Annotated in this window: 25 protein-coding genes and 1 tRNA gene; 17 read left to right on the forward strand and 9 right to left on the reverse strand. The window is 57.5% G+C overall.

The genetic code is table 11. The features are described from left to right. The first annotated feature begins 122 nt into the window (after positions 1 to 122). Positions 123 to 1,766 (forward strand): CTP synthase, encoded by a 1,644-nt coding sequence (locus tag ACG74X_RS09475; protein WP_411234346.1) that lies wholly within the window; start codon positions 123 to 125, stop codon positions 1,764 to 1,766. Positions 1,767 to 1,797: 31 nt separating this feature from the next. On the opposite strand, the gene ACG74X_RS09480 is transcribed toward ACG74X_RS09475, so the two are convergent. Then, positions 1,798 to 3,096: a PQQ-dependent sugar dehydrogenase gene (locus ACG74X_RS09480; protein WP_411234348.1), complete on the reverse strand. Its 1,299-nt coding sequence runs from the start codon at positions 3,094 to 3,096 to the stop codon at positions 1,798 to 1,800. A 174-nt stretch (positions 3,097 to 3,270) separates the two neighbouring features. On the opposite strand from ACG74X_RS09480, the gene ACG74X_RS09485 reads away from it, so the two are divergent. The 12 genes from ACG74X_RS09485 (at position 3,271) to ACG74X_RS09540 (ending at position 14,381) form a co-directional block, all read left to right on the forward strand. After that, positions 3,271 to 4,032, forward strand: coding sequence for a 23S rRNA (adenine(2030)-N(6))-methyltransferase RlmJ (locus ACG74X_RS09485; RefSeq protein WP_411234349.1), 762 nt, complete (start codon positions 3,271 to 3,273; stop codon positions 4,030 to 4,032). After that, positions 4,029 to 4,715: a hypothetical protein gene (locus tag ACG74X_RS09490; protein WP_411234350.1), complete on the forward strand. Its 687-nt coding sequence runs from the start codon at positions 4,029 to 4,031 to the stop codon at positions 4,713 to 4,715. Before ACG74X_RS09485 ends, ACG74X_RS09490 begins: the two co-directional genes overlap by 4 nt. Before the next feature lie 41 nt (positions 4,716 to 4,756). Continuing rightward, entirely contained in the window at positions 4,757 to 5,194 is a 438-nt protein-coding gene (locus ACG74X_RS09495) for a TerB family tellurite resistance protein (RefSeq protein WP_411234352.1), read from the forward strand. Then, positions 5,191 to 5,961, forward strand: coding sequence for a phosphate/phosphite/phosphonate ABC transporter substrate-binding protein (locus ACG74X_RS09500; protein ID WP_411234353.1), 771 nt, complete (start codon positions 5,191 to 5,193; stop codon positions 5,959 to 5,961). The genes ACG74X_RS09495 and ACG74X_RS09500 overlap by 4 nt, the downstream gene beginning before the upstream one ends. Positions 5,962 to 6,073: 112 nt before the next feature. After that, positions 6,074 to 6,847, forward strand: a complete 774-nt coding sequence (locus ACG74X_RS09505) for an ABC transporter ATP-binding protein (RefSeq protein ID WP_411234355.1) — start codon at positions 6,074 to 6,076, stop codon at positions 6,845 to 6,847. Positions 6,848 to 6,873: 26 nt separating this feature from the next. Next, positions 6,874 to 7,599 carry a transporter substrate-binding domain-containing protein gene (locus tag ACG74X_RS09510; RefSeq protein ID WP_411234357.1) on the forward strand — a complete coding sequence of 242 codons (726 nt, stop codon included), beginning with the start codon at positions 6,874 to 6,876 and terminating at the stop codon, positions 7,597 to 7,599. Between the two features lie 235 nt (positions 7,600 to 7,834). Further along, positions 7,835 to 8,716, forward strand: a complete 882-nt coding sequence (locus ACG74X_RS09515; RefSeq protein WP_411234359.1) for an ABC transporter permease — start codon at positions 7,835 to 7,837, stop codon at positions 8,714 to 8,716. Continuing rightward, positions 8,713 to 9,519, forward strand: a complete 807-nt coding sequence (locus ACG74X_RS09520; protein WP_411234360.1) for an ABC transporter permease — start codon at positions 8,713 to 8,715, stop codon at positions 9,517 to 9,519. Before ACG74X_RS09515 ends, ACG74X_RS09520 begins: the two co-directional genes overlap by 4 nt. A gap of 68 nt (positions 9,520 to 9,587) precedes the next feature. After that, the gene (locus ACG74X_RS09525) at positions 9,588 to 10,934 is read left to right on the forward strand and encodes a glutamine synthetase family protein (protein WP_411234362.1); all 1,347 of its coding nucleotides are present in this window, start codon (positions 9,588 to 9,590) and stop codon (positions 10,932 to 10,934) included. A gap of 34 nt (positions 10,935 to 10,968) precedes the next feature. Next, on the forward strand, positions 10,969 to 11,652 hold the full coding sequence (locus ACG74X_RS09530; protein WP_411234364.1) for a type 1 glutamine amidotransferase: 684 nt from the start codon (positions 10,969 to 10,971) through the stop codon (positions 11,650 to 11,652). After that, positions 11,649 to 13,013 (forward strand): glutamine synthetase family protein, encoded by a 1,365-nt coding sequence (locus ACG74X_RS09535; protein WP_411234365.1) that lies wholly within the window; start codon positions 11,649 to 11,651, stop codon positions 13,011 to 13,013. Before ACG74X_RS09530 ends, ACG74X_RS09535 begins: the two co-directional genes overlap by 4 nt. 63 nt (positions 13,014 to 13,076) lie before the next feature. Further along, positions 13,077 to 14,381 carry an NAD(P)/FAD-dependent oxidoreductase gene (locus ACG74X_RS09540; RefSeq protein WP_411234367.1) on the forward strand — a complete coding sequence of 435 codons (1,305 nt, stop codon included), beginning with the start codon at positions 13,077 to 13,079 and terminating at the stop codon, positions 14,379 to 14,381. A 1-nt stretch (position 14,382) separates the two neighbouring features. Here the strand turns inward: ACG74X_RS09540 and phaR are convergent, their stop codons facing one another. The 3 genes from phaR to ACG74X_RS09555 all read right to left on the reverse strand — a co-directional run bounded on the left by phaR (position 14,383) and on the right by ACG74X_RS09555 (position 17,528). Continuing rightward, complete coding sequence (gene phaR, locus ACG74X_RS09545) at positions 14,383 to 14,958, reverse strand: polyhydroxyalkanoate synthesis repressor PhaR (protein ID WP_411234368.1); 576 nt, start codon at positions 14,956 to 14,958, stop codon at positions 14,383 to 14,385. 200 nt (positions 14,959 to 15,158) lie between these two features. Further along, entirely contained in the window at positions 15,159 to 15,611 is a 453-nt protein-coding gene (locus tag ACG74X_RS09550; RefSeq protein WP_411234370.1) for a phasin family protein, read from the reverse strand. A 123-nt stretch (positions 15,612 to 15,734) separates the two neighbouring features. Beyond that, on the reverse strand, positions 15,735 to 17,528 hold the full coding sequence (locus ACG74X_RS09555) for a PHA/PHB synthase family protein (protein WP_411234371.1): 1,794 nt from the start codon (positions 17,526 to 17,528) through the stop codon (positions 15,735 to 15,737). 112 nt (positions 17,529 to 17,640) lie between these two features. Between ACG74X_RS09555 and phaZ the strand changes: the two genes are divergently transcribed. Then, a complete protein-coding gene (gene phaZ / locus ACG74X_RS09560) occupies positions 17,641 to 18,921 on the forward strand; it encodes a polyhydroxyalkanoate depolymerase (protein ID WP_411234373.1) in 1,281 nt (426 codons plus the stop codon). Between the two features lie 139 nt (positions 18,922 to 19,060). Continuing rightward, positions 19,061 to 20,680: a DUF1217 domain-containing protein gene (locus tag ACG74X_RS09565; protein ID WP_411234375.1), complete on the forward strand. Its 1,620-nt coding sequence runs from the start codon at positions 19,061 to 19,063 to the stop codon at positions 20,678 to 20,680. Positions 20,681 to 20,685: 5 nt separating this feature from the next. On the opposite strand, the gene rpoH is transcribed toward ACG74X_RS09565, so the two are convergent. Next, positions 20,686 to 21,579 carry an RNA polymerase sigma factor RpoH gene (gene rpoH, locus ACG74X_RS09570; RefSeq protein WP_411234376.1) on the reverse strand — a complete coding sequence of 298 codons (894 nt, stop codon included), beginning with the start codon at positions 21,577 to 21,579 and terminating at the stop codon, positions 20,686 to 20,688. Positions 21,580 to 21,736: 157 nt separating this feature from the next. Next, on the reverse strand, positions 21,737 to 22,762 hold the full coding sequence (locus ACG74X_RS09575) for an RluA family pseudouridine synthase (RefSeq protein WP_411234377.1): 1,026 nt from the start codon (positions 22,760 to 22,762) through the stop codon (positions 21,737 to 21,739). Here ACG74X_RS09575 and ACG74X_RS09580 point away from each other — a divergent pair. After that, positions 22,761 to 23,066: a DUF6476 family protein gene (locus tag ACG74X_RS09580; protein ID WP_411234378.1), complete on the forward strand. Its 306-nt coding sequence runs from the start codon at positions 22,761 to 22,763 to the stop codon at positions 23,064 to 23,066. The two genes, ACG74X_RS09575 and ACG74X_RS09580, sit on opposite strands and share 2 nt — an antisense overlap. A gap of 3 nt (positions 23,067 to 23,069) precedes the next feature. Here ACG74X_RS09580 and ACG74X_RS09585 read toward each other — a convergent pair. Then, positions 23,070 to 23,146: transfer RNA gene (locus ACG74X_RS09585), tRNA-His, on the reverse strand. Between the two features lie 270 nt (positions 23,147 to 23,416). Between ACG74X_RS09585 and ACG74X_RS09590 the strand changes: the two genes are divergently transcribed. Next, complete coding sequence (locus ACG74X_RS09590; RefSeq protein WP_411234380.1) at positions 23,417 to 23,611, forward strand: DUF6324 family protein; 195 nt, start codon at positions 23,417 to 23,419, stop codon at positions 23,609 to 23,611. Here ACG74X_RS09590 and ACG74X_RS09595 read toward each other — a convergent pair. Beyond that, positions 23,595 to 24,044: an MmcB family DNA repair protein gene (locus ACG74X_RS09595; protein WP_411234381.1), complete on the reverse strand. Its 450-nt coding sequence runs from the start codon at positions 24,042 to 24,044 to the stop codon at positions 23,595 to 23,597. The genes ACG74X_RS09590 and ACG74X_RS09595 overlap by 17 nt on opposite strands. Positions 24,045 to 24,308: 264 nt before the next feature. Then, positions 24,309 to 24,638, reverse strand: coding sequence for a hypothetical protein (locus tag ACG74X_RS09600; protein WP_411234382.1), 330 nt, complete (start codon positions 24,636 to 24,638; stop codon positions 24,309 to 24,311). Positions 24,639 to 24,676 lie beyond the last annotated feature (38 nt).

Genomic DNA, 24,676 nt, shown 5'->3' on the forward strand with positions numbered 1-24,676 from the left:
TCATCTTGGGTGAGGCTTGCAAGTTTTGGCCGAATCCCTTACCCGTCAAATCCCGTGATGCTGCGCAGTTTCGGCTGTGCAGTGCGCATGATTTGCAGACGCGCCGCGGGAGGTTTCCAGACATGGCACGCTTTATTTTCATCACCGGCGGTGTGGTGTCATCCCTTGGCAAAGGCCTGGCCTCGGCGGCGCTTGGCGCACTTTTGCAAGCCCGCGGGTATTCGGTCCGCCTGCGCAAGCTTGACCCCTATCTGAACGTCGATCCCGGCACGATGTCGCCCTTTGAACATGGCGAGGTGTTTGTCACCGATGATGGCGCGGAAACCGATCTGGACCTTGGGCATTACGAACGCTTTACCGGGGTCCCTGCCCGCAAGACCGACAGCATCTCGTCGGGCCGCATCTATACCAATGTTCTGGAAAAAGAGCGGCGCGGCGATTATCTGGGCAAAACCATTCAGGTGATCCCCCACGTCACCAATGAAATCAAAGATTTCATCTCAATCGGGGAGGACGAGGTCGATTTTATGCTGTGCGAAATCGGCGGCACCGTCGGAGACATCGAAGGTCTGCCCTTCTTTGAGGCCATCCGCCAGTTTTCCCAGGACAAGCCGCGCGGTCAGTGCCTGTTCATGCACCTCACGCTGCTGCCCTACATCAAGGCGTCGGGCGAATTGAAAACCAAACCGACACAGCACAGCGTCAAGGAATTGCGTTCTATCGGGCTGGCACCTGACATTCTGGTCTGCCGCTCAGAAGGGCCGATCCCGACCAAAGAGCGCGAGAAACTGGCCCTGTTTTGCAATGTACGCACAGATTCCGTGATTGCCGCACAGGATCTCAATTCGATCTACGAGGCCCCTCTGGTCTATCACCGCGAAGGTCTGGATCAGGCGGTGCTGGACGCATTTCAGATCACACCCGCGCCAAAGCCGAACCTTGCCAAATGGGACGATGTGGCCGACCGCATCCACAATCCCGAAGGCGAAGTGAATGTCGGCATTGTGGGCAAATACACCCAGCTGGAAGATGCCTATAAGAGCATTGCCGAAGCGCTGACCCATGGCGGCATGGCCAACCGGGTCAAGGTCAATATCCGCTGGGTCGATGCCGAGGTTTTCGACCGCGAAGACCCCTCACCGCATCTCGAAAGGCTGCACGCCATTCTGGTGCCCGGCGGCTTTGGCGAACGCGGCACCGAGGGCAAGATCAAGGCGGCGCAATTCGCGCGCGAACACAAGGTGCCCTATCTTGGCATCTGCCTTGGCATGCAGATGGCCGTCATCGAAGCCGCGCGGAACGTGGCCAAACTGCCTGACGCCGGGTCCGAGGAGTTTGACCACGAGGCCGGTAAGAAACGGTTTACCCCTGTGGTGTATCACCTCAAGGAATGGGTGCAGGGCAACGAAAAGGTCAACCGCAAGGTCGATGACGACAAGGGCGGCACCATGCGCCTGGGGGCCTATGACGCCGTTCTTGCCGAAGGCAGCCGCGTCGCTGGCATCTATGGCACAACCACCATCGACGAACGCCACCGGCACCGCTACGAGGTTGACATCAAGTACAAGGAAGACCTTGAAAAAGCCGGCCTTGTCTTCTCGGGCATGAGCCCGGACGGTCGCCTGCCCGAGATCGTCGAATGGCCCGACCACCCGTGGTTCATTGGCGTGCAGTTTCATCCCGAACTGAAGTCCAAACCATTCGCCCCGCACCCCTTGTTCAAGGATTTTGTGCGCGCGGCGAAGGACGTTTCGCGGTTGGTGTAGGTCGGACAATCCTGTCCGACCCATGGTGTGATCAGTTCGACGGTGGGGTCAGTTTGTGAATCTGCCCCTCGTCGACCGCAGTATAAAGGCTGCCATCCGGGCCAAGTACGAGAGCGCGGAACCGCGCGGACTCCATCGGTAGGGTCATCTCGGTCACGTCCTCGACCTTTAACGAGCCGTCTTCTTCGATCAGTTCGATCACATCGATGCGTTGCCCGATGGGCGTGCCGCCAAAGCCGATGCCCATGATTCCAACCGCCATCGCGCCGTCCCAGTCTCCCCACGCTTCACCGCGCAGGAATTCCGCCGAAGACGTGCCTTGCGACCAGCCATTGTTGGTCCAGATCGGCGGCATGGCGTCGGGATAGGTGTCAAAGTCGGTCATCGGCATGAAGGCCGCGCGTTCAAAGCGGTTCATGCCTTCCATCTGGTTCGGCTCATAGCCGCAATAATCATTGGGGCAGTCGCCGCGACCCGCCATGTTGCCCCGCGGATCCCAGCCGCCATTGCCGCCATTGACCAGCGGCGTGATCTCGTCTGAATGCCAGGGGCCATGTTCGGCTGCAATCGCCTGCCCCGTTTCAGGATGGAACGCGATTCCCTGCACATTGCGGTGGCCATAGGTGTAGATGCGCGGGTCGAACCCTTCGGGCGGGGCGTTGTCCGCAGCGGCGTTGCCATCCGTATCGACGCGGATGATTTTGCTGCCCAGCGAAGTCGGGCTTTGCGGCACCTCGCCATTATGATTGTCACCCGTTGTCAGCCACAAGAACCCGTCCGGCCCAAATCGCACACGCCCGCCGTTATGTGCGCCAGTGCCGCCGAACGGGTGGTCGGTCGCTTCGGTTTTATAGGGCACATCATCAATGATATCAGTGCGATCCGCCACATTGGTGAAGTCCTCGTTCACCGTCATCCGCATCAGGCGGTTGGTCTGCGGGCTGGACAGGTTCGAGGTGGAATAGACGTAGATCCGTCGGTTTTCGGCAAAGTTGGGATCAATCGCAACGCCGTTCATCCCCGCCTGACCATCGCAAAACAGATCCTCCGCGTTCGTCGCATAGCCTTCGGTGTCGCCCACGCCAAGCAACGCGTTCACCTCCCCAGAGGGCATCATGACGGACAAACCATCACATTTTTCGGTAAAAAACATCGTTCCATCATCCAGAAACGCCATGTCCCACGGATTGTCGAGATTATCGAGCACGACCGTGTGCTCCAGCGAACTTGTGTTTGTGCCAACCTGAGCCAATGCGGTGGATGTCAGCAAACAGGCCGCTGCCACCGATATGCCGAGTGTCGTAAAAGTCTTTCGCGATATGTTGAACATTCTGTGTCCTCCCAAACTGTGGCACAGGCGCAAAATCGGTCACCTGTGCGGGCGGGCCTCTCCTTGCCCAATCCTGTGACATAGCGTCGCGTAACTTGTTTTCGAGTCTCCCTCCGGCGGATTTGCATGGCCCACCCCTACCCGCACCTTGTCATACGGCCTAAACATCGCTCAATGCTGTCTTACCAACATATCTACCACGCCGGAAACGCGGCCGACGTTCACAAGCATGCGCTTTTGGCCACGGCGCTGGAATATCTGACGCAAAAACCCAAACCGCTCAGCTATATTGAAACCCACGCGGGACGTGGACTTTACGATCTGCAGGCACCAGAGGCGGCAAAGACGAAAGAGGCCACACAGGGTATTGAGCGACTGCAGAACCGGTTTCCCGCCGATCACCCGTATATCAGGGCATTGAAGGCGCAATTGCATTATCCCGGATCTCCTGCGATTGCGACGGCGCTGCTGCGCCCGCAAGACACGCTTCACCTTGCCGAGCTGCACCCAAAGGAATACGCCGCGTTGCGTCACACTATGCGCGCGCCGAATGTTCATACATATCAACAGGATGGACTTGCCCTTGCACAAAGCCTCTGCCCGCCGACACCACGGCGCGGTCTGATGCTTGTGGACCCGTCTTACGAGGTCAAAGACGAATACACAGCATTACCAAGATGGCTGACGGCGGTGACCCGGAAATGGAATGTCGGCGTGGTGATGATCTGGTATCCAATCCTGACCTCGCAGGCTCATGCCCCCATGCTTGCCGCTTTGACAGCCGCCCACCCGGATGCGCTGGTCCATGAGGTGCGGTTTCCGCCCGCCCGCGACGGCCATCGCATGATCGGCTCGGGGCTGTTTGTCGTGAACCCGCCCTATGGGTTGAAACCGGACCTGGCCTTTCTGGACACCGTTTTCGAGACACGGACATGATCCGCCTTGCCTGTTTGTGCTTGATCCTGCCTGGTCTGGCAGCGGCCAATGAGCTGCGCAAAGTGCCCTATGACAGCTTGCGCGGACAACCACACCGGATCGAGACATTCGACAGCTTGCCCAAAGTGACCGAACCGGGCCTCAATTTCGATCACCACTGGCGCGCACCCGGCTTGTCGATTGCCGAAAAGCTGTTGGGCCAAGGGGTCGAGGAGGCCACAACCGACTATGGCCGCTTCGACCGTCTGATCGGGCAGCCGGATGCGCCGCTGCGGGTGATCCCCGGACAATCCGGCCAAAACCTGACGGTGGCCTATCACAGCGGATTCGGCTCCAATGCGTTGTTCCCGCTGGGGCCTGTCGGCATTGCAGGTGCCGATGGTCGCGGCGAAGGCAGCCTTGCGCTGACATTTGACGATCCGCAATTTGCGTTTGGCCTGCGGCTCCACGCCGAATACCCCGATCCGCTGGCCCAACGCCCGATGCCGCGCGCCGCAGAGGTGGCGTTTTACGACGTAAACGCCCGGCTGATCACGCGGTTTGTCCTGCCGCTGGGGCGCGGGGTCATGTCATTGGCCTGGCGCAGCGGCTATGGGGTGGCCGCCGTGACCATCGAAAACACCGATCCTGGCGGCATCGCGATTGACGACATTCTGTATGAAGTTGAAGACCTGTCAGGGTAAAACCGTTTGCGAATTCAGCAAGGCCACTTATATCACAGCTCATGTTTGGAGATTTCTTAAAGCGGTTGACCGCGCCCGACCCCGACCCGTTGCCCGATGCTGATGCGCGGCTGGCACTGACCGCCCTTTTGGTCCGTGTGGCCCGGACAGATGGCGACTATGACGACAGTGAAAAAAACCGCATCGACCGCATCGCGGCCTCGCGCTATGGCCTGTCGCCTTTTGAAGCGTCCAAGCTGCGCGGAGAGGCCGAAGGTCTTGAAGCCGAAGCGCCCGACACGGTGCGCTTTACCTCTGCCATCAAAGACGCCGTGGCCTATGAGGACCGCATCGGCGTGATCGAGGCACTTTGGGCAGTGGTGCTGGCCGATGGTGTCCGCGAGGCGGAAGAAGACGCGCTGCTGCGCCTTGTGTCCAAGCTTCTTGGCATCAACGATCGCGACAGCGCTCTTGCCCGGCAACGCGTCGCGCGCGCATGAGTGTTGCCAGCCTGCCGATGTATTGGCGGGCGGAAAATGCGCATCTGTGGCAAGCATTCTGGTCCGTGTTTCAGGACTGCGCAGCAAAAGAAGGACTGACCGCGCCGGACCTGACCCCTCCAGACGCCTTGCCTGCAAGCTGGGCTGACCATTGGCAAGATCCCGACCTGTTCGTTTCGATGACCTGCGGCCTACCGTTTCGAACGGCGCTTAGGAACAAAGTTCAGTATGTTGGCACGTTTGATTTCGCACTGAACACCCAACCGGGGCATTATATGTCTTGCGTGATCCGGCGATCTTGCCCGAACGGTGCCAGCCCTGTCGCCGATATGTCCGGGCTGCGCCTGGCCTATAATGCCCCCGACAGCCAATCCGGTTGGGCGGTCACGCAATTGGCGGCACCGTTTGAACATCCGCCACGCTTTGCCGATATCTGCGAGACCGGATCACACGCGCAGTCTTTGGCAGCGGTTGCACAGGGTGCCGCCGACATTGCCTATATCGACGCCGTAAGCTGGCGTATCCTGCAACGGTTTGATCCCAATGCGGCCAAGGTCCATCTGGTTGGGCACAGCGCGGTCACACCGGGCCTGCCGCTGATCACAGCGCGTGGCACCGATCCGGCCCCGTTACGCAGAGCGTTGCATGCCGCGACACGCGCGTATTCGCCCCAAACCCCCGATGACATGGGCGGTCCGATGACGTTCTGTGTTCTGGACGCGCGTCTTTATCACGCCCAACCGAGTCCTGCCCCACCCGGCGCATGACGCAGGGTTACCCCCCACATTCCGGCCTTCAGGGCGAAATTGAACATTGCATCACACGGCAAATTGGCGTCATCTTGCGCGTCAACATTGAAACAGCGACCTGATCCATGCCGTGACAGACACGCCCGTCCTCGAAATTCGCAATCTGCACAAGCAGTATGGCACGCTTGAAGTCATCAAGGGTGTCGACATCACGGCCCATCGCGGCGATGTGGTTGCGCTGATCGGGTCGTCCGGTTCCGGCAAATCCACCATCCTGAGATGTGCAAACCTGCTGGAAGACAGTCAGCAAGGCGATATCCTGTTCAAGGGCGAGGCCGTCACCTGGAAAGGCAGCGGTCTGGAGCGTCATCCAAACGATCCCAAACAGGTGCTGCGCATCCGCACAAACCTGTCGATGGTGTTTCAACAATTCAACCTGTGGTCCCACCTGACCATCCTGCAAAACGTCATGGAAGCGCCGGTTACCGTTCTGGGACGTGACCGGAGCGAGACTGAACAGGCCGCGCGCGGCTATCTGGACAAGGTTGGGATCGGCGACAAATGCGATGCGTATCCGGCGCAATTGTCCGGCGGACAACAACAACGCGCCGCTATTGCGCGCGCCTTGTGTATGGAGCCGGAAGCACTGCTTTTCGACGAGCCGACATCCGCACTGGACCCAGAGCTGGAACAAGAGGTTGTCAAGGTGATCAAAGATCTTGCCAGCGAAGGGCGCACCATGCTGATCGTCACGCATGACATGAAACTGGCCCGCGATGTAAGCAATCACGTTGTGTTCCTGCATCAGGGCCTGATCGAAGAAGAAGGCGCGCCAGAGGATGTGTTTGGCGCACCGAAATCAGAACGGCTACAGGGGTTTTTGTCCTCGACAATGGCCGCGTAACAGCAAACAACTTGGGAGAGTTCACCATGAAATCCATTCTTTTCGGCAGCGCCATTCTGGCGTTCACGGCATCCGTTGCCTTTGCAGACAGCCATTCGGTGGTGCGTATGGGCACCGAAGGTGCTTACCCTCCGTATAACTTTATCAACGATGCGGGCGAAGTTGACGGCTTTGAACGCGAATTGGGCGACGAGCTGTGTTCGCGCGCTGAACTGACCTGCGAGTGGGTCACGAATGACTGGGACTCGATCATTCCGAACCTGGTATCGGGCAATTACGATACCATCATCGCCGGTATGTCGATCACCGAAGAACGCGACGAGGTCATCGACTTTACCCAGAACTACACCCAACCCGACCCATCGGGATATCTTGTGCTGGAAGGGACGGATATTGACCTGACCACCGGCGTCATCGCGGCGCAAGCTAACACGGTTCAGGCGGCATTCGTGGCGTCCAGCGGGGCCACGCTTGTCGAATTCGCGACACCAGACGAAACCATCGCCGCAGTTCGAAACGGCGAAGCGGATGCGGTGCTGGCCGATGATGCCTACCTGCGCCCGATTGCAGATGAAAACCCAGATCTGGCCCTGCTTGATCAACAAGAGCTGATCGGCGGCGGCGTTGGCATGGGTGTGCGCGAATCCGATACCGAGCTGAAAGAAAAGTTCGACGCAGCGATTCAATCCATGAAAGACGATGGAAGCCTGAATGCGCTGATCGCGAAATGGGAAATCGGACCGGGCTTCTGATCAGCTCCGCCCAGCCAGATAAAAGGGGCCGCCGACGCGGCCTCTTTCTGGCAGCCAACAAACAAGATGCCCGCGCGGCCAAACGGCCGACGCAGGACCTGTCGGTCTTAACATGACCACAGGCGGACAGGCATAAGGCACGGTTTCCGGACACAAAGATTTACAAGCTGCCGGAATCGCTATCAATTGAACTGAAGAGTTAAAACATTTGTCCTTTTTCTGCGGCGCACCATAGATGTTCAGCTTTTGCACCGATCCCGCTACCCTGGACACCTTTCGGTGGTTTGCCTGCTATCTGACCACCGGCAAACACATGTCGATTTACACGTCGGTGTTCACGGTTCTGCTTTTGCTTGCCATCACCGCACCGGCGGCATTGACCTTTGGCTTCCTTGGCGCGGCCTCGGCCCGGTCGTCTTTCGCGCCGCTAAGCCTTTTGGGCAAAACCTATATCGCGATTGTACGCGGAGTTCCCGATATCGCGTTTTTCCTGTTCTTCGTCATCGCGCTTGACCAGTTTTTCGAATGGATTCGTCATAAAATCAAATGCCCCGATTGGGATCAGCCGATCCGACAGGGCAATGATTTTGTCGTCTGTACCGCGGCAAAACTTCCATTGGGAAATGCCCCGCAATGGGTTCATGAAACCTATGGATTCCTGCTTGCGGTGCTTACATTTGCAATCGTGTTTGGCGCATTTGCCGCCAATGTGTTGTTCGGCGCGATGCGCGCGGTGCCGCGTGGCCAGTTAGAGACGGCCGAAGCCTATGGCATGACGAAACGGCAAACCTTTTGGCGGGTTCTGGTCCCGCAGATGTGGGTGTTTGCCCTGCCCGGCCTTGGCAATCTGTGGATGGTGTTGGTCAAGGCGACACCGCTTCTGTTTCTGCTAGGGGTCGAGGATATCGTCTACTGGGCACGGGAATTGGGCGGCTCAAAAACCGCGCGGTTCACCGATTACCCCCATGGCGACTGGCGCGTGTGGTATTTTCTGGCCCTGCTCGTTTTCTATCTTTGGTTCACCAAACTGTCCGAATCCGTGTTGGACAAGATCATGCGCAAACTCACGCACGGTCAGGCAACCACAGGTGGCGAAGCCCAAAGGAAAGCCGCATGAGCTGTTGGGACACCGTTCTTGATTACGGTTTACGCTCGATCGGCATCGGCGAACGGGTCTTGCCCCGGTCGGACTATACGCTGTGCCAGCAATTTGTGCTGATCGGGTCCGGCATGATCTGGAACATCTATTTTGGTGTGCTGGCCCTGGGCAGCGGTTTCTTTCTTGCCACCGCAGTGGCACTTGGCAAGGCGTCGTCGAACCCTTGGTTCAAAAAGCCGTCAGAGTGGTTCATCTTCCTGTTCCGTGGATCGCCGCTCTTTATCCAGTTCTTTTTTGCCTATTTCCTGTTTTTAAGCCTGAAACAGACATTTCCGATCTTTTCGCCGTTCACCTCGGCATGGCTGGGCGCGTTGGTGGTGCTGTTCTTGAACACGGCGGCCTATACCGGCGAAATTTTCTATGGCGCGCTGCAATCGGTGCCAAAAGGCGATATGGACGCCGCCGATGCCTATGGAATGACCGGCTGGACCCGATTCCGGCGGATCACCTGGCCCACGATGCTGCGTCTGGCCTGGCCGGGCTATACCAACGAAGCGATCTTTTTGTTTCACGCCACCACCCTGGTCTATTTTTCGGGGTTCCCGGCATGGCAACAGCGTGGAGATGCGCTGTATTATGCCAATTTCTTTGCCGACAAGACCTTCAACCCCTTTGTGCCCTACCCCATTCTTGCATTCTATTTCATCCTGCTGACGCTGGTGATCATCGGCATTTTCGGCATCATCAACAAACGGCTCAACCGGCATCTGCCGCAAGAGACCCGCAGCAAGATGAAACTGAAACTCAACATCATTCGCTGAATTCCTCTTGCCAAATGGCGGATGCGCTGGCTATCTCTGAATTTGATCAAATTATCTCTTGAGGCGTCATGTCAGCCGATCCCGCCACCTGGCTCAGGTCCCATCCAGAGGTCCGGTCCGTCCGTGTGGCCGCATCCGATCTGAACGGCGTTGCCCGCGGCAAACGTGTTCCGGCGCGCTTTGCGGACAAGGCCGTACAGGGCGGAACCCGCTTCCCGCTCTCTGTTCTGAACCTCGACATTCGCGGCGAGGACATCCACAACAGCCCGCTTGTCTATGCCCAGGGCGATGCCGATGGCGTGCTGAAACTCACGGAACGCGGCTTTGTCCCGATGCCATGGCTGGACACTCCATCGGCCCTGCTGCCGCTTTGGATGTACCGGGAGGATGGCTCTGCCTTTGCGGGCGACCCGCGCCACGCCCTGGCCGATGTGGTCAAACGCTATGCCACAAAGGGGCTGACGCCGGTCGTTGCCATGGAGCTAGAGTTCTTTCTGATCGATGATCGCAAAAACCGTCTGCGCATCCCGGCATCGCCGCGTTCAGGTAAACGGCACAAAGCCGGTGAGATCCTGTCCATCCGCGTGCTCGATCAGTTCGACAGCTTCTTTACCGAACTCTATGATGCGTGCGAAGCGATGGACATCCCGGCCGACACCACAATTTCCGAAGCCGGGCTTGGCCAGTTTGAAATCAACATGATGCATGTTGATGACCCACTGAAAGCCGCCGATGACGCATGGCTGTTCAAGATGCTGGTCAAAGGACTTGCGCGTCGCAACGGATTTGCAGCCTCGTTCATGGCAAAACCCTACGAGGATTACGCAGGGTCCGGAATGCACACACATTTTTCGGTGATCGACGCCGAAGGCAAGAATGTGTTTGATGATGGCGGACCCAAAGGCACGGACCTGCTGCGACAGGCGATTGCCGGATGTCTGAACGCCCTGCCCGACAGCACCCTGATCTTTGCGCCGCACGCCAACAGTTATGACCGGCTTGTGCCCAACGCCCATGCGCCAACCGGCGTGGCCTGGGCCTATGAGAACCGCACCGCAGCCATCCGCGTGCCATCCGGTGCCACAGCGGCGCGGCGGATCGAACATCGGGTCGCCGGCGGTGACGTGAACCCCTACCTATCCCTTGCAGCCATTCTGGGGGCTGCATTGACCGGAATCGAGGACCATCAGACCGCACCCGCGCCGATCACCGGGAACGCCTATTCGCTGGATTTGCCGCAAATCCCGACAAACTGGGCCACCGCGATTGACCGGTTTGCAGACAGTGACGTGATGGCCAGGATATTCCCCCAGGACCTGATCCGGAACATGACACTGACCAAGCGACAGGAAATGGAGATTGTTTCCGAGTTAAGCCTGCAGGATCAGGTTGGTCTGTATCTGGATACGGTCTGATCATGCCGTTTTGGACAATGATAAAAGGTGGACCATGAAAATTGGCATCCTGCAAACCGGCCTTGCCCCGAAAGAGCTGGTGGACGAGTTTGGCGAATATCCCGCGTTCTTTGAACGACTGCTTGCGGGCCACGGGTTTGATTTTGAACACTGGTCCGTGGTCGAAAACGTCTTTCCCGACAGCGCCACGGATGCCGATGGCTGGCTGATCACCGGCTCGCGCCATGGCGCGTATGAAGATCATGACTGGATCGCCCCCCTTGAGGCGTTCATCAGGGACATTATCGCAGCCGGCCGCCCTTTGATCGGGGTCTGTTTCGGGCACCAGATCATCGCACAGGCGCTGGGCGGCAAAGTTGAGAAATACGACGGCGGCTGGGCGGTGGGCCAGCAACGCTATGATTTTGCAGACACCAGTATGACCATCAATGCCTGGCATCAGGATCAGGTCACCAAGATCCCGGATGGGGCCAAAGTTGTGGCCAGCAATGCGTTTTGCGCAAACGCGGCGTTGCTCTATCCGGGCAAGGCCTACACCGTGCAGCCCCATCCCGAATATGGCGATGATTTCATCCAGGGTCTGATCGACACCCGTGGCAAGGGATTGGTGCCCGACACGCTGCTGCAAGAAGCCAGCACGCGTATGGGCCAGCCGCTTGATTCCGCACATATGGCGCAGCAATTCATCCGCTTTTATCAAGAAGGACGCCTGACATGAGCGACTGGATTTCTTCGCTGCCTGCTTCTGCTGCGCAGTATCTTGAAGGCAAACGTCTGGACGAGGTGGAATGTATCATCGCAGACCTTCCGGGCATCGCGCGCGGCAAAGCGGTGCCGGCTTCAAAATTCGCGCGGCAGGAGTATTTTCACCTTCCCGATTCAATCTTTTTCCAGACCATCACCGGCGGTTGGGGCGAAGCCGCTGACGAAAGCGATGGCGGTTTCATCGAACGGGACATGATCCTCAAACCCGATATGAGCACCGCCACAGCCGCGCCCTGGACCGGGGACTGGACGCTGCAAGTCATTCACGACGCCTATGACCGCAAGGACCGTCCCGTTCCTTATGCGCCGCGCAATGTGCTTAAACGGGTGGTTCAGCTTTACCGTGACAAGGGCTGGGAACCGGTGGTCGCCCCCGAGATGGAGTTCTTTCTTACCGCCCGGAACCTTGATCCGGCCAAAGCAATCGAGCCGATGATGGGACGCTCTGGCCGTCCGGCCGCTGCACGTCAGGCCTATTCGATGACGGCGGTCGACGAATTCGGCCCGGTGATCGACGACATCTATGATTTTGCCGAAGCACAAGGTTTTGAAATCGACGGCATCACCCAGGAAGGCGGGGCCGGACAGCTTGAGATCAACCTTCAGCACGGCGATCCGGTCAAACTGGCCGATGAGGTGTTTTATTTCAAACGCCTGATCCGCGAAGCCGCTCTGCGCCATAATTGCTTTGCCACCTTCATGGCCAAGCCGATCGAAAACGAACCCGGAAGTGCCATGCATATCCACCAGTCGATCATGGAGATCGAAACCGGGCGGAATATCTTTTCCGGGCCGCAGGGCGGTGAAACAGATGCGTTCTTCCACTTTATTGGCGGCTTGCAGACCCACACCCCCGCCGCCATCGCGGTGCTGGCCCCTTATGTGAACAGCTATCGGCGGTACGTCAAAGAACACGCCGCACCGATCAATCTGGAATGGGGCCGCGACAATCGCACAACCGGCATCCGTATCCCGCTCTCAAGCGCCGAAAGCCGCCGGGTTGAAAACCGTTTGGCGGGCATGGATTGCAACCCATATCTGGGCATCGCGGCGTCTTTGGCCTGTGGCTATCTCGGATTGGTCAATGAAATCCGTCCCTCCAAACAGTTCAAAAGTGACGCCTATGAAGGCGAGGGCGACATCCCTCAGGTGCTTGGACAGGCGTTGGATCTGTTTGACGAGGCCACCGAGCTGCACACCATCCTTGGGCCGGATTTCTGCCGCGTCTATTCGATTGTCAAACGCGCCGAATACGAAGAATTCCTGCAGGTGATCTCTCCATGGGAGCGGGAGCATTTGTTGTTGAACGTGTGATTGGGGGCCAGCCCCCAAACCCCCGAGGTATTTGACAGCCCAAAGAAACCAGGAGCGGTCTTCGTGAACCTTCTTTTCAGCAATGACACCCGCGCGACCTATCCGCAAAGCTGGTACGCAGCGACCGCAGAACCGCTGGCCCCCTTTGCACCGCTGCAGGGCGAGACGACCGCCGATGTCTGTATTGTAGGGGCCGGGTTTACCGGCATCTCGGCCGCGCTGCACCTGGCTCAAGCGGGCGCGGATGTGGTGCTGCTTGACGCGCATCGTGTGGGGTTTGGGGCGTCGGGGCGCAATGGCGGGCAGCTGGGATCAGGGCAGCGGCAAGATCAGATCAAGCTGGAAAAGATGGTCGGAGAAGACGCGGCGCAGCGGCTTTGGCGTTTGGGAGAAGACGCCAAGACGTTGGTGCGTGACCTGATCGCGACCCACAGTATCGACTGCTATCTGAGAGATGGCATCGCGTGGGCCGGAAGCCGTGCTTCGGACGTGGCGGAGTTGCATCACTATGCAGAGTATTTGCAGACACGTTACGGCTACGATCAGATCGAACCGCTGAATGCGGATGCCTTCGCCCGGATTTGCCCGTCACCCGACTACAAGGGCGGCACGCTTGATATGGGGGCCGCGCATCTTCATCCGCTCCGGCTTGTTTTTGGGCTGGCCAAAGCCGCCTCCTCGGCCGGTGTCCGGATTTATGAGCGCAGCCATGTGCATGATGTCAAACACGGGGCCAAACCCATCATCCGCACCGATGCAGGGCATGTGATCGCCGATCAGGTGATTTTTGCGGGCAACGGATATCTGGGTGGCCTTGACCGGACGGTGGCGGCGCGGGTGATGCCGATTAACAACTACGTCATTGCCACTGAACCGTTGGGCGCGGAGGCCGCCCGGGTTCTGGCCGCCGATATCGCCGTCGCGGATTCGCGCTTTGTGGTGAATTACTTCCGTCTCAGCCATGACAAACGTCTGTTGTTCGGGGGCGGGGAAACCTATGGCTATCGGTTTCCGTCGGATATTGCGGGACTGGTGCGGGCCCCGATGACCACGGTTTTTCCCCATCTCAGGGATGTAAAGATCGACTATGCCTGGGGCGGCACCCTGGCCATCACCATCAAGCGGATGCCCTATCTGGCGCGGGTCAAACCCAATGTCCTGTCTGCGTCAGGATATTCAGGGCATGGCGTCGGCAACGCGATTCAGGCCGGAAAACTGTTGGCCGAAGCGACGCGCGCACCCTCCGAAGGCTTTGCCGCGTTCAATGACATCCCCCATGTGACCTTTCCGGGCGGCGGTCTGTTGCGAACGCCTATCCTGTCGCTGGCAATGTCGTGGTACGCGATGCGGGACCGGTTGGGACTTTGACTTATTTATCGAGTTTCGACAGCTTTTTCTGAAGTTCGGCCAATTGCGATTTGATATCGTCAAGATCATCGCCATCCTGCGGTGCCGTGCCAGAACTGTCCGCATCGGACCCTTCGGGCATCGGACCGGACCAGTTACCCGCCATTCCGGCCGTCATGGCCTTGAGAAACGCCTCTTGCTGCGCCTGGATCGCTTCGAAGCCGGGCACACCTGTCATCGGGTTGGCCTTGTTCATCTTTTCCATCCAGGTGGATTGGCTCTCGCGGAACATCTCAAAGCTGGCGGCCAGAAACTGCGGAACCGCACTGGTGGCCTGGGACGTATAGCTGCGCACAAGGTCATTCAGCACATTCGTCGGCAACACGTTTTCACCGCGGCTTTCGTGTTCTGCGATGATCTGCAACAGATATTGGCGGGTCAGGTCATCGCCGGATTTCAGGTCAATGATCTGAACCTCGCGGCCATCGCGAATAAAGCGCGCGATGTCTTCCAGGGTCACATAATCGGATGTTTCCGTATTATAGAGACGGCGGCTCGCGTAGCGCTTGATCAGCAGCGGTTTGTCGGTGTCAGCCAAGGGTCCCTCCCCGGAATGTCTTTGCTGCAACGCAGCTTAAGCACATGCAGCACAAAAAGAAAGCACTGGTGACGTTTATCGGACAACTCATTGATCGGATGCGCCCCCTGAGCACGCACAAAAAAGGCCGGATCCTTGCGGACCCGGCCAGAAAATAGCGTTCCAGATTTGGGAGGAGAGAACGCTAATTCTATGTCAGCTTACTTTGCAGTTGCCGTTGCTTTCTTGGCAGCTGTTGTCACGTCAGCAGTCGCTTTCTTGACAGCGGCAGATGCATCCTCAGAGATGTCTTTGCCAGCAGCCATCATCAGCTCGACTGTGTCCATCTGGACTTTCTTCGCGATCTCGGCGAAGGCCGCCATGTTCTCGGAGGCAACTTCGGCCTGAGCGGATGCGAAATCGGTCATCGCCTTTGCGTAATCGGCAGGCTCTGTTTTCGCCTTGGACATGTCGCTCAGCTTGGAGAGCGTGTCTTTTGTCCACTTGGCAGAGATTTCTGTCGACTTCTCAGCTGCTTCCAGAGCAACCGAGGACAGCTTCTCGTTCAGAGTTGCTGTTGTTTTGAAAGCGTCTTCCATTGCTTTCGTGTCGACCGGGAATGCACCCATCATTTCTTTGAGTGTCGCGGTCATGTCAGGTGTCTTCGTAGCCATCGTTCAAATCCTTTCCTGCGCTGCGGGCCCACCCCGCTGATCTGCAGATGAAAGGTACATAGATGCTGCAGCGCAGCAATTCAAGCTTTTTTTCTGCACCGCAGCATAAAAAATGCCGCTAGGTCAAGCTGTGGCTTTTAATTGCACATATGTGCCGGGTGCCGGACCCAGAACGGGATGTTCATCGTCCCCCGGCTGTCGCGCCTTGATCCATTTGCCAGAGCGTTTGCTCAGCCATTTTTCCCAATGCGGCCACCACGACCCTTCGGAAAACTCGGCCCCCTTGAGCCAGTCCTCCGGCGACAGCGTCATGTCGTCATTGATGTAATGGCCGTACTTCTTTTTGCTGGGCGGGTTCACGATCCCGGCGATATGGCCGGATTCCGACACGATGAATTTTTTGGATTTCGACCCCATCTGCTGCACCCCGCGATAGCAATCCTTCCAGGCGGCAATATGGTCGGTTTCGCAGGCAATCGAACACAGCGGCACATCCACGTCCCCAAGGCTGAGCGTATGCCCCATCAGTTCGAACGTGCCATCGGCAAATTCATTGCGCTGGCACAGACCGCGCAAATACTGAATGGCCATCTTGCCAGGCAGGTTTGCCCCGTCGCCGTTCCAGTACAAAAGGTCAAAGGCCGGTGGTGTTTCGCCCATCATATAGCTTTTGATCGCCGGTCCATACACCAGATCATTCGACCGCAGATAGCTGAATGTGCGGGCCATGATGAACGACTTAAGAATACCGGTATCGCCGATTTCGGCTTCGATGCCGTCGATAAAGTCGTTTTGCAGGAATGGGGTGAATTCGCCCTGATCCGAGAAATCGGTCAGCGTGGTAAAAAAGGTGGCCGATTTGACTGTTTTGTCGCCGCGCTGTTTCAGCAGTGACAGCGTGAGGTTCAAAGTGGTGCCGGCTATACAATAGCCAATTGCATTGATCCGATCGACCTTGCAAATCGACTTCACCTCTTCGAAAGCGCGCAAATAGCCGTCTTCGATATAGGTCTCTAGCCCCACATCCTTGTAGCTTTCATCCGGGTTGATCCAGCTGACGACAAACAGCGTGTACCCTTGATCAACGACCCAACGGATAAACGAATTCTGCGGTTTGAGGTCCAGAATGTAGTATTTGTTGATCCATGGCGGAAACAGCACAATCGGCGTTTCGCGCACTTTTTCCGTTGTCGGGGTGTACTGGATCAGTTCCATCATGTGGTTGCGATAGACCACCTCGCCTTCTGCCGTGGCGATGTTTTCACCGATCTCGAACGCCCCCTCATCGGCAAGCCGGACCACCAGTTCGCCATTGTTGGCCTCAAGGTCGGACACCAGGTTTTCCAACCCTTGCACAAGGCTTTCGCCTTCGGTCTCAAGTGCTTTTTGCAGCGCATCGGGGTTGGTCGCCAGAAAATTCGTCGGCGCGAACATATCCACGATTTGCTGGGCAAAATATTTCAGCCGCTGCTTTTCAAGACGATCCATATCGTCAATGTCATTGACGGCGGTCTGGATCGCTTCGGCGTTGATCAGATACTGTTGCTTAATGAAATTGAAGTAGGGATGTTCATCCCACATCGGGTTCTTGAAACGACGGTCCTGCGGGCCGGGGTCTTCGGGTGCCTGTAATTTACCCTTGGCCAAGGCTTGCTGCGCTTCGACGTAATGTTTGACCGACTTGCCCCAATAGGAAATCTGATGCTCAAGAATCTTGGCCGGATTTTGCAACCATTCCTGCCAATAGCTTTGCATTGCCTCTCCAAACAGGGACGCATCGGGCGCATGCAGGGCTGGATTGATTTGCCGTTTACTCGACAGCGCGGTCATCATGCGCTGGGTCAATGTTTCAATCTTTTGCAAATTGGCCTCAAGTTCCGCACTAATTTCTGGTGCAGCAACGTCATTGGTTGTCATGGCCAATATTCCCCCTTATTCATGCTGCTATGCAGAATAACGTCGCACGCAGTGGGAGGCAAAGCGACTAAATGGCCCGGTCAACGTGGCCTGTACCAAGGAGATGCCTCTAATGCGCTACATGATGACATACGATCTCATGGAAACGGTTCGCAATACAAATCAATGGCTTGGCGCGACGGCCCGGACGGCCGCATCTTATCCGGCCTGGGCCATGATGCCCAACCCCGCCATTCAATGGATGGCCGCCTGGGGCGAGGTCACGGAGCGCTCATTTGAACGTATGGTTGTCAAGCCCGACTGGGGGATTCGAACATTCACCTGTCAGGACGGGCGCGATCATCTGGTTGAAATCCAGAAAGTTGTCGAAAAGCCCTTTGGCGATCTGATCCATTTCAAGGTCGCAGGCCGCGAGGAACAGCCCCGCAAGATCTTGCTGGTTGCACCAATGTCGGGCCATTACGCAACCTTGCTGCGCTCGACTGTCAAATCGCTGATCGTGAATTGCGAAGTCTACGTCACCGATTGGCACAACGCCCGCGACATTCCTGTCAGCGCCGGCAAATTCGATGTCGAGGATTACACCCTCTACCTGATGGATTTCATGCGCGAGATGGGACCGGACACCAATGTGGTCGCGGTCTGTCAGCCGGTTCCGCTGACCCTGGCCGCAACCGCCTATCTGGCCGAACTCGACCCCGACGCGCAGCCGCGCACGCTGACCCTGATCGGCGGCCCGGTCGATCCGGATGCAACCCCGACCGACGTCACCGACTTTGGCCGCCGCGTCACAATGGGTCAGCTGGAAGAAACCATGATCCAGCGCGTTGGCTTCAAATATCCCGGGGTGGGCCGCATGGTCTATCCCGGCTTGCTGCAGCTCGCCTCGTTCATCTCGATGAACGCAGAGCGACACTCCAGCGCGTTTTCGAACCAGATACAGAATGTCATGCGCGGCAAAGCCTCGGATCACGATCCGCACAACCGCTTTTACGATGAATATCTGGCCGTCATGGACATGCCCGCCGAATTCTATCTGTCGACGGTCGACCGGATTTTCAAACGCCGCGAGATTGCCAAGAACGAATTCATCGTGGCAGGCCACAAGGTGGATATGGGGGCGATCACCAAGGTTGCCGTCAAAACCGTGGAAGGGGCCAATGACGACATCTCGGCCCCGGGCCAGTGTATCGCCGCACTTGATCTGTGCACCGGCCTGCCAGACAGCAAGAAAGCCAGCCATGTCGAACCCGGCGCGGGCCATTACGGTATTTTTGCAGGCAAAAGCTGGCGCAACAACATCCGGCCCATGGTGCTTGACTTCATCGACACCAATGCGGGTGGCACGCAACGCAAGGGAAAGCCGAAACCGGCGAATACCAACGCAGCATAAAACACAATGGCCGGTCCTGCGACCGGCCTTTTCATTTCAATTCGATGCAAGTTGAAATGACATTCCAGGGTTTTCTATATCGGACATTAACGGATCTCGCGGCTTACTGGCATCGCATTACTGTCAGGAAGGTGCCGATGTGACCTTTTCACCAACCATTCTGGGCTCTGGCCCCGGCGGCTACGCTTTTCTCACACGGACCCGCGCGGCACAGCAGGCATCCCTGGGGCAATCCCCCGATATCGCACGCAACATCGAAACCGCGCGTAACCGGCTTGAAACGCTGGAAACCGCCGATCAGCTTCTTGATGACCGCGCACTGCTGTCGGTCGCATTAGGGGCGTTCGGGCTGGACGCAGACATCCAGAACCGCGCCTTTATCGAGAAAGTCCTGACCTCGGATTTGTCGGATGAAAGCTCGCTTGCCAACAAACTGGCCGACAAACGCTACCGCGAACTGGCCGAAACGTTCAATTTCTTTGGCGAGGCCGCCAAACTCCCCACTGCTGCAAAGGAAGACCGCATACGCGCGCAACTCGCTGAGTTGCAAACGGCGGATGATTTGCTTGGCAATCCGTCCCTCTTGCGCGCAACGCTTCAGACCTTTGGGCTGGAAAGCGACCGAAACAATCTCTTTTTCCTTCAGCGCGTTCTGGAATCCGATCTGACGGATGAAAATTCCTTCGCAAACCGCCTGTCGGACCCGCGATATGCCGAACTGTCTTCTGTGTTGGCGTTGAACGAAAAACGCGCAGCAACCGAAAGCATCTATGGGTTTGCCGATCGCTTCTCCGCCGTTGCGGGGGATTTGCAGTCCCCTTCTGATTTGCTTGAAAACGACGATCTGCTTGACGCGTCTCTGCGCATTTTCGGATTGAACACGGACCTTGGGCGCAATGATTTCCTGTCGTCCGTTCTGACATCGGATCTGGACGATCCATTCTCCCCCGCGAACCAGCTTGAGGACCCGCGCTACGCCGCCTGGGCCGATGTCTTTGGTTTCGCTGAACGGGCACAGAGCGTGGACGGCAGTTTTGTGAGCAAGCTGGAACAATTCGTTGACACCGTCACATCCCGCGACGCGCCCGCGCAAACGGCCGAGGATTTCTTTAAGGACGCCAAGCTGATGCTTGATGTGTTCGATTTCTTTGGCATGCCCTTGCGCAGCGACAGCGCGGCCTTTGCAAACCGCCTGATTGCCGCCGATGCGCAGGACCCGACCTCGCTGATCAATGTTTTGCCTGACCCACGGCTAAAACCTTTCGTTGCTGCACTCAATCTGTCCCAGCCGGATCAGGGGCGCACCTATCCGCCAGGCTTTGCCGACGCGATTGTGGACATTTACGTTGATCGACAATTTGAAATTCGGGTTGGAGAGACCGATCCAAACATGCGTCTTGCGCTTGGACTGAACCGCGACTTGAACCAAGTTGTGACCAACCAGCGTTCCAACGATGCTCAATGGTTCGCGATCCTGGCCTCGAACCCGCTTCGGCAGGTCTTTGAAACCGCACTGAACACACCCGACAGTTTTAGCTCGCTCGATATCGACCGGCAGGTCGAAGACCTCAAAACACGCGCCCTGCGGCAGTTTGGAACCGATCAGGTATCGGATCTGACCGACCCGGAAACGCTGGACGCGGTCAGAGAGAGGTTTTTGCTTTTCGCCGATCTGCCCGGGCCGATGACATCACCGGCCAGCGCCCTTCTTGGTGGCTCTGCATCAGGCGGGGTGTTGCCGCTTCTGTATAGCCGATGACCCGGTCAAGCCGTCAGCAATCCCTGCTCTTTCGCCAGATCACGCATGCGTTTTTGCAATTTCTCGAACGCGCGCACTTCAATTTGGCGAATACGTTCGCGGCTGACATCATATTGCCCGGACAATTCTTCCAGCGTCACCGGCTTCTCGGCCAAGCGGCGTTGGGTCAGAATGTCTTTTTCCCGATCATTCAAAACGTCCATCGCCTGCGCCAGCATGGCGCGACGCGCATCCAGCTCGTCTTTTTCTTCGTAGTCACCGGCCTGATCGGCGCTCTCATCCTCAAGCCAATCCTGCCACTGCATGGCCCCTTCGCCATCGGACCCGACCGTCGCGTTCAACGACGCATCGCCGCCCGACAAACGGCGGTTCATCGAAATCACCTCGGTTTCATTGACACCCAGATCATGCGCAATCTTTTGAACATGCTCTGGACGCAGGTCACCATCCTCAAGCGCCCCGATCCGCGATTTGGCTTTGCGCAGGTTGAAGAACAGTTTTTTCTGCGCCGATGTCGTGCCCAGCTTCACCAGGGACCATGAACGCAAAATATATTCCTGGATCGACGCCCGAATCCACCACATGGCATAGGTTGCCAAACGGAACCCCTTTTCCGGATCAAACCGTTTGACAGCTTGCATCAAACCCACATTGGCTTCGGAAATCACTTCCGCCTGGGGCAATCCATATCCGCGATAGCCCATCGCAATTTTTGCTGCGAGGCGCAGATGGCTTGTCACCATCTTATGGGCCGCATCTGTATCTTCCTGTTCCACCCAGCGCTTGGCGAGCATATATTCCTCTTCAGGCTCCAGAAGCGGGAACTTCCGAATTTCCTGAAGATAACGGCTCAAGCCCGCTTCCGGCGTCGGGGCCGGGAGGTTCGCGTAATTAGCCATATCCATGTCCCTCCAATGTTTATGGTGTTAACATTCAACTTGGTGACGCAGATCACCGGTTTCAAGTGGCGCACGGCTTTCGTTGATCATTACTTAACGCACATTTCCCTGCAGATAACCCAAAACTCCGTGCGCTCACGCACATGGGACGATTGTTTCAGGCACGCAATTCCGCAATCAACCCGGCCATATCGTCGGGCAAATCCGCCTCAAACCGCACCACTTCGCCGCTGACCGGGTGCGCGAATCCAAGAACGGCCGCATGCAAAGCCTGTCGCGAAAATTGCGCCAGTGCCGTCAAGGCAGGTTCAGATAACGTCCCTTTGGCCGCTTTACGCTTGCCCCCGTATACCGGATCACCGACCAGGCCATGTCCCGCATGCGCCATATGCACCCGGATCTGATGGGTGCGCCCGGTCTCAAGCCGACATTCCACCAGAGCCAATTGGGCCGGTTTCCCAAACCCCTCCAGCACCCGCGCCCGTGTAATCGCGTGTTTGCCGTGGCCAAAATACACCGCCTGTTTCTGCCGGTCGGTCTTGTGGCGGGCAAGATCGCTGGTGATCCGGATCACCGCTCCGGGTTCAAACGACACCCCCCGGACACCGCGCAAACGCGGATCGCCGATATCGGGATACCCGTACACCAGCGCCTGATACGCACGTTCAACACGATGCGCGGCGAATTGATCGGCCAGCCCGTGATGGGCGCGGTCCGATTTGGCGACCACCAAAAGCCCGCTGGTGTCCTTGTCGATCCGGTGCACGATGCCCGGCCGCCCGACACCGCCAACACCCGACAGCGCGCCCCCAAAATGATGCAACAACGCATTCACCAGAGTGCCGCCCGGCGTACCCGGTGCCGGATGCACCACCATGCCAGCCGGTTTCATCACAACAATCAGGTCATCGTCTTCGTACCGGATATCAAGCGGCATATCCTCGGCCGCGATATGGCTTGGCGTCGCCACCGGCACGGTCACATCAATGACATCCCCTTCGGCCACGGTGGCCTTTGGATTGGACAGCACTTCGTCGCCCCGGCGCACAGAGCCGGATTCGATCAGCTTCATCAACCGGGTGCGCGACAGGGCCGCTTCCTCTGGCACGTCGCGCGCCAACGCCTTATCAAGACGCGGCGGTGGTGAGGCACCGATGGTGACACTCAATGTGGGATCAGACATGGACAACACCCCCGAAGATCAGATCAAAGAACCGGCCAACCTTCGCTTTCTGCGCAGGCTGGTGACCGTGCTGACGATAACGATGATCGCAGGCGTCATACTGATCACGGCGCTGATTGTCATCCGGTACAATCAATCTGCCGCACCCTTGCCCGGCAGCATCGCATTGCCGGATGGCACGACCGCCACCGCGTTTACGCAAGCGCGCAACTGGTATGCCGTTGTCACCGAGGCGGATGAAATCCTGATCTTCAGCCGCGACAGCGGACGTTTGATGCAGACCATTCAAATCGAAACACAGTAAAGATGGTACCGACACCCCGGCTCGAACGGGGGACCTCTTGATCCACAATCAAGCGCTCTAACCTACTGAGCTATGTCGGCACTGAGGGGCGAAATAACGGCACGTCCCGGCCTTTGCAAGACCCATCTGCCCTGACAACGCCACTTCGCACACCTGATCCACCTGATCGCCCCCAAAGCTGATGACCGGTTTCGATGACACACGGGCAGCGCCTGTCCTTGCACCATCTGGCCCACCCCACGCCCCTGCGCAGGGCGTAGCCCTGTGTTCAGCGTATCCGGCAGAACTTGCAAAACACCCCCGCCGCGTCTATCCCCTCGGCCCTGAGCGGCATTTTCCGGAGCACGAGCATGAGCATCAACACCGAACGCGATATCGAGGCCAATTTGCAGATCGGGCCCACGGATCAGGGTATGGTGCGTCTTTTTGTGTTGGCCGATGGCATCGAAATACCGATGGATTTCGCGCCCGAAGAGGCAGAGGAAATCGCCGAAGAGATCAGGCTTGCCGCGCAAGCCGCGCAGAAGGTCAAGCCCAGGCGCTAAGCTGTGCATCCGGATCACGCAGCGCGTGCAATCGCCGCGCGGCATGGGACGCGAATTTCCGAATCAATTTGTGTCGACGCGGGGCGGGCAGTTTGTCTTCCGGCGCCATGCGCACGATTTCCGCATCATAGGCATCTGCGATGATCAGACCCGAGTCCGCTGGCAAAAGCTCGGTCGGGAAGTCCAGATCGACAGCCCAGAAATAGCGGTCACACCAGTCCAGGTAGCCTTGCCATTTCTGGTCGGACTGAAAATCGACCCGCGATGACTTGCATTCCACAACCCAGACCTCGCCTTTGGGACCCAGCGCCATCACATCCACGCGCAGCCCTTTGTCCGGCACAAATTCCTCGATGACGGAAAAGTCGTGACTGGCCAAATGGCGGCAGACACCGCGTGCCAAAAACTGTCCGGGCTGAAGATCATCTCGCATAGTGCCAAAGATGAACAAAGTGTGAACAAAAATCAAGCCGTCGCCACGAAGATATCCACTGCCCCCCCTTGTCGCGGGACATTGCCCGGCTTAGGTGTGCGTCAGGCGGGCACTGCCCTTCTCGTGACAGGTTGCATTCCGGTGGCCTTAAGCAAATCCGAGGGAGTTGGCTCTGTCCGGATCCTGGTCCGGTTACCTGACGCCCACCTGTATATACAGGTCCTCGGGAATGAGAGAACCGCACGGTTGGTGTGGTCCCGCCGCTTATTTCCTTTGAAAATTCCGAACAGAACTGCGCGGTGCGGTCGCCTCCACCCGGATCGGGGTAAGCGAAATTGGCCGCCCGCGATGATCGTCGTCGTCATCATCGTCGTCGTATTTCATCAGCATGATCGAAATACCGAACTGAACCCCGGCAAATACAATCCCGTTGAACAACCACAGCAAAAACACGGCCAAAAGACCGACATCCGTATGCGTCACCAGATGCCAGAGATTGACGATGTTGAAATACAGCAGAAGTGTCACAAATACGGCTGACAGGACAAAGCCGATTGCAGTCTGGCGGATATACAACTTGATCAGATCGGGCATAGAACACCTCGCTTTCCGACACATAACCTAAGCCGTGT

Source organism: Marivita sp. S0852, from assembly GCF_046591575.1.
Taxonomy (GTDB): Bacteria; Pseudomonadota; Alphaproteobacteria; order Rhodobacterales; family Rhodobacteraceae; genus Marivita.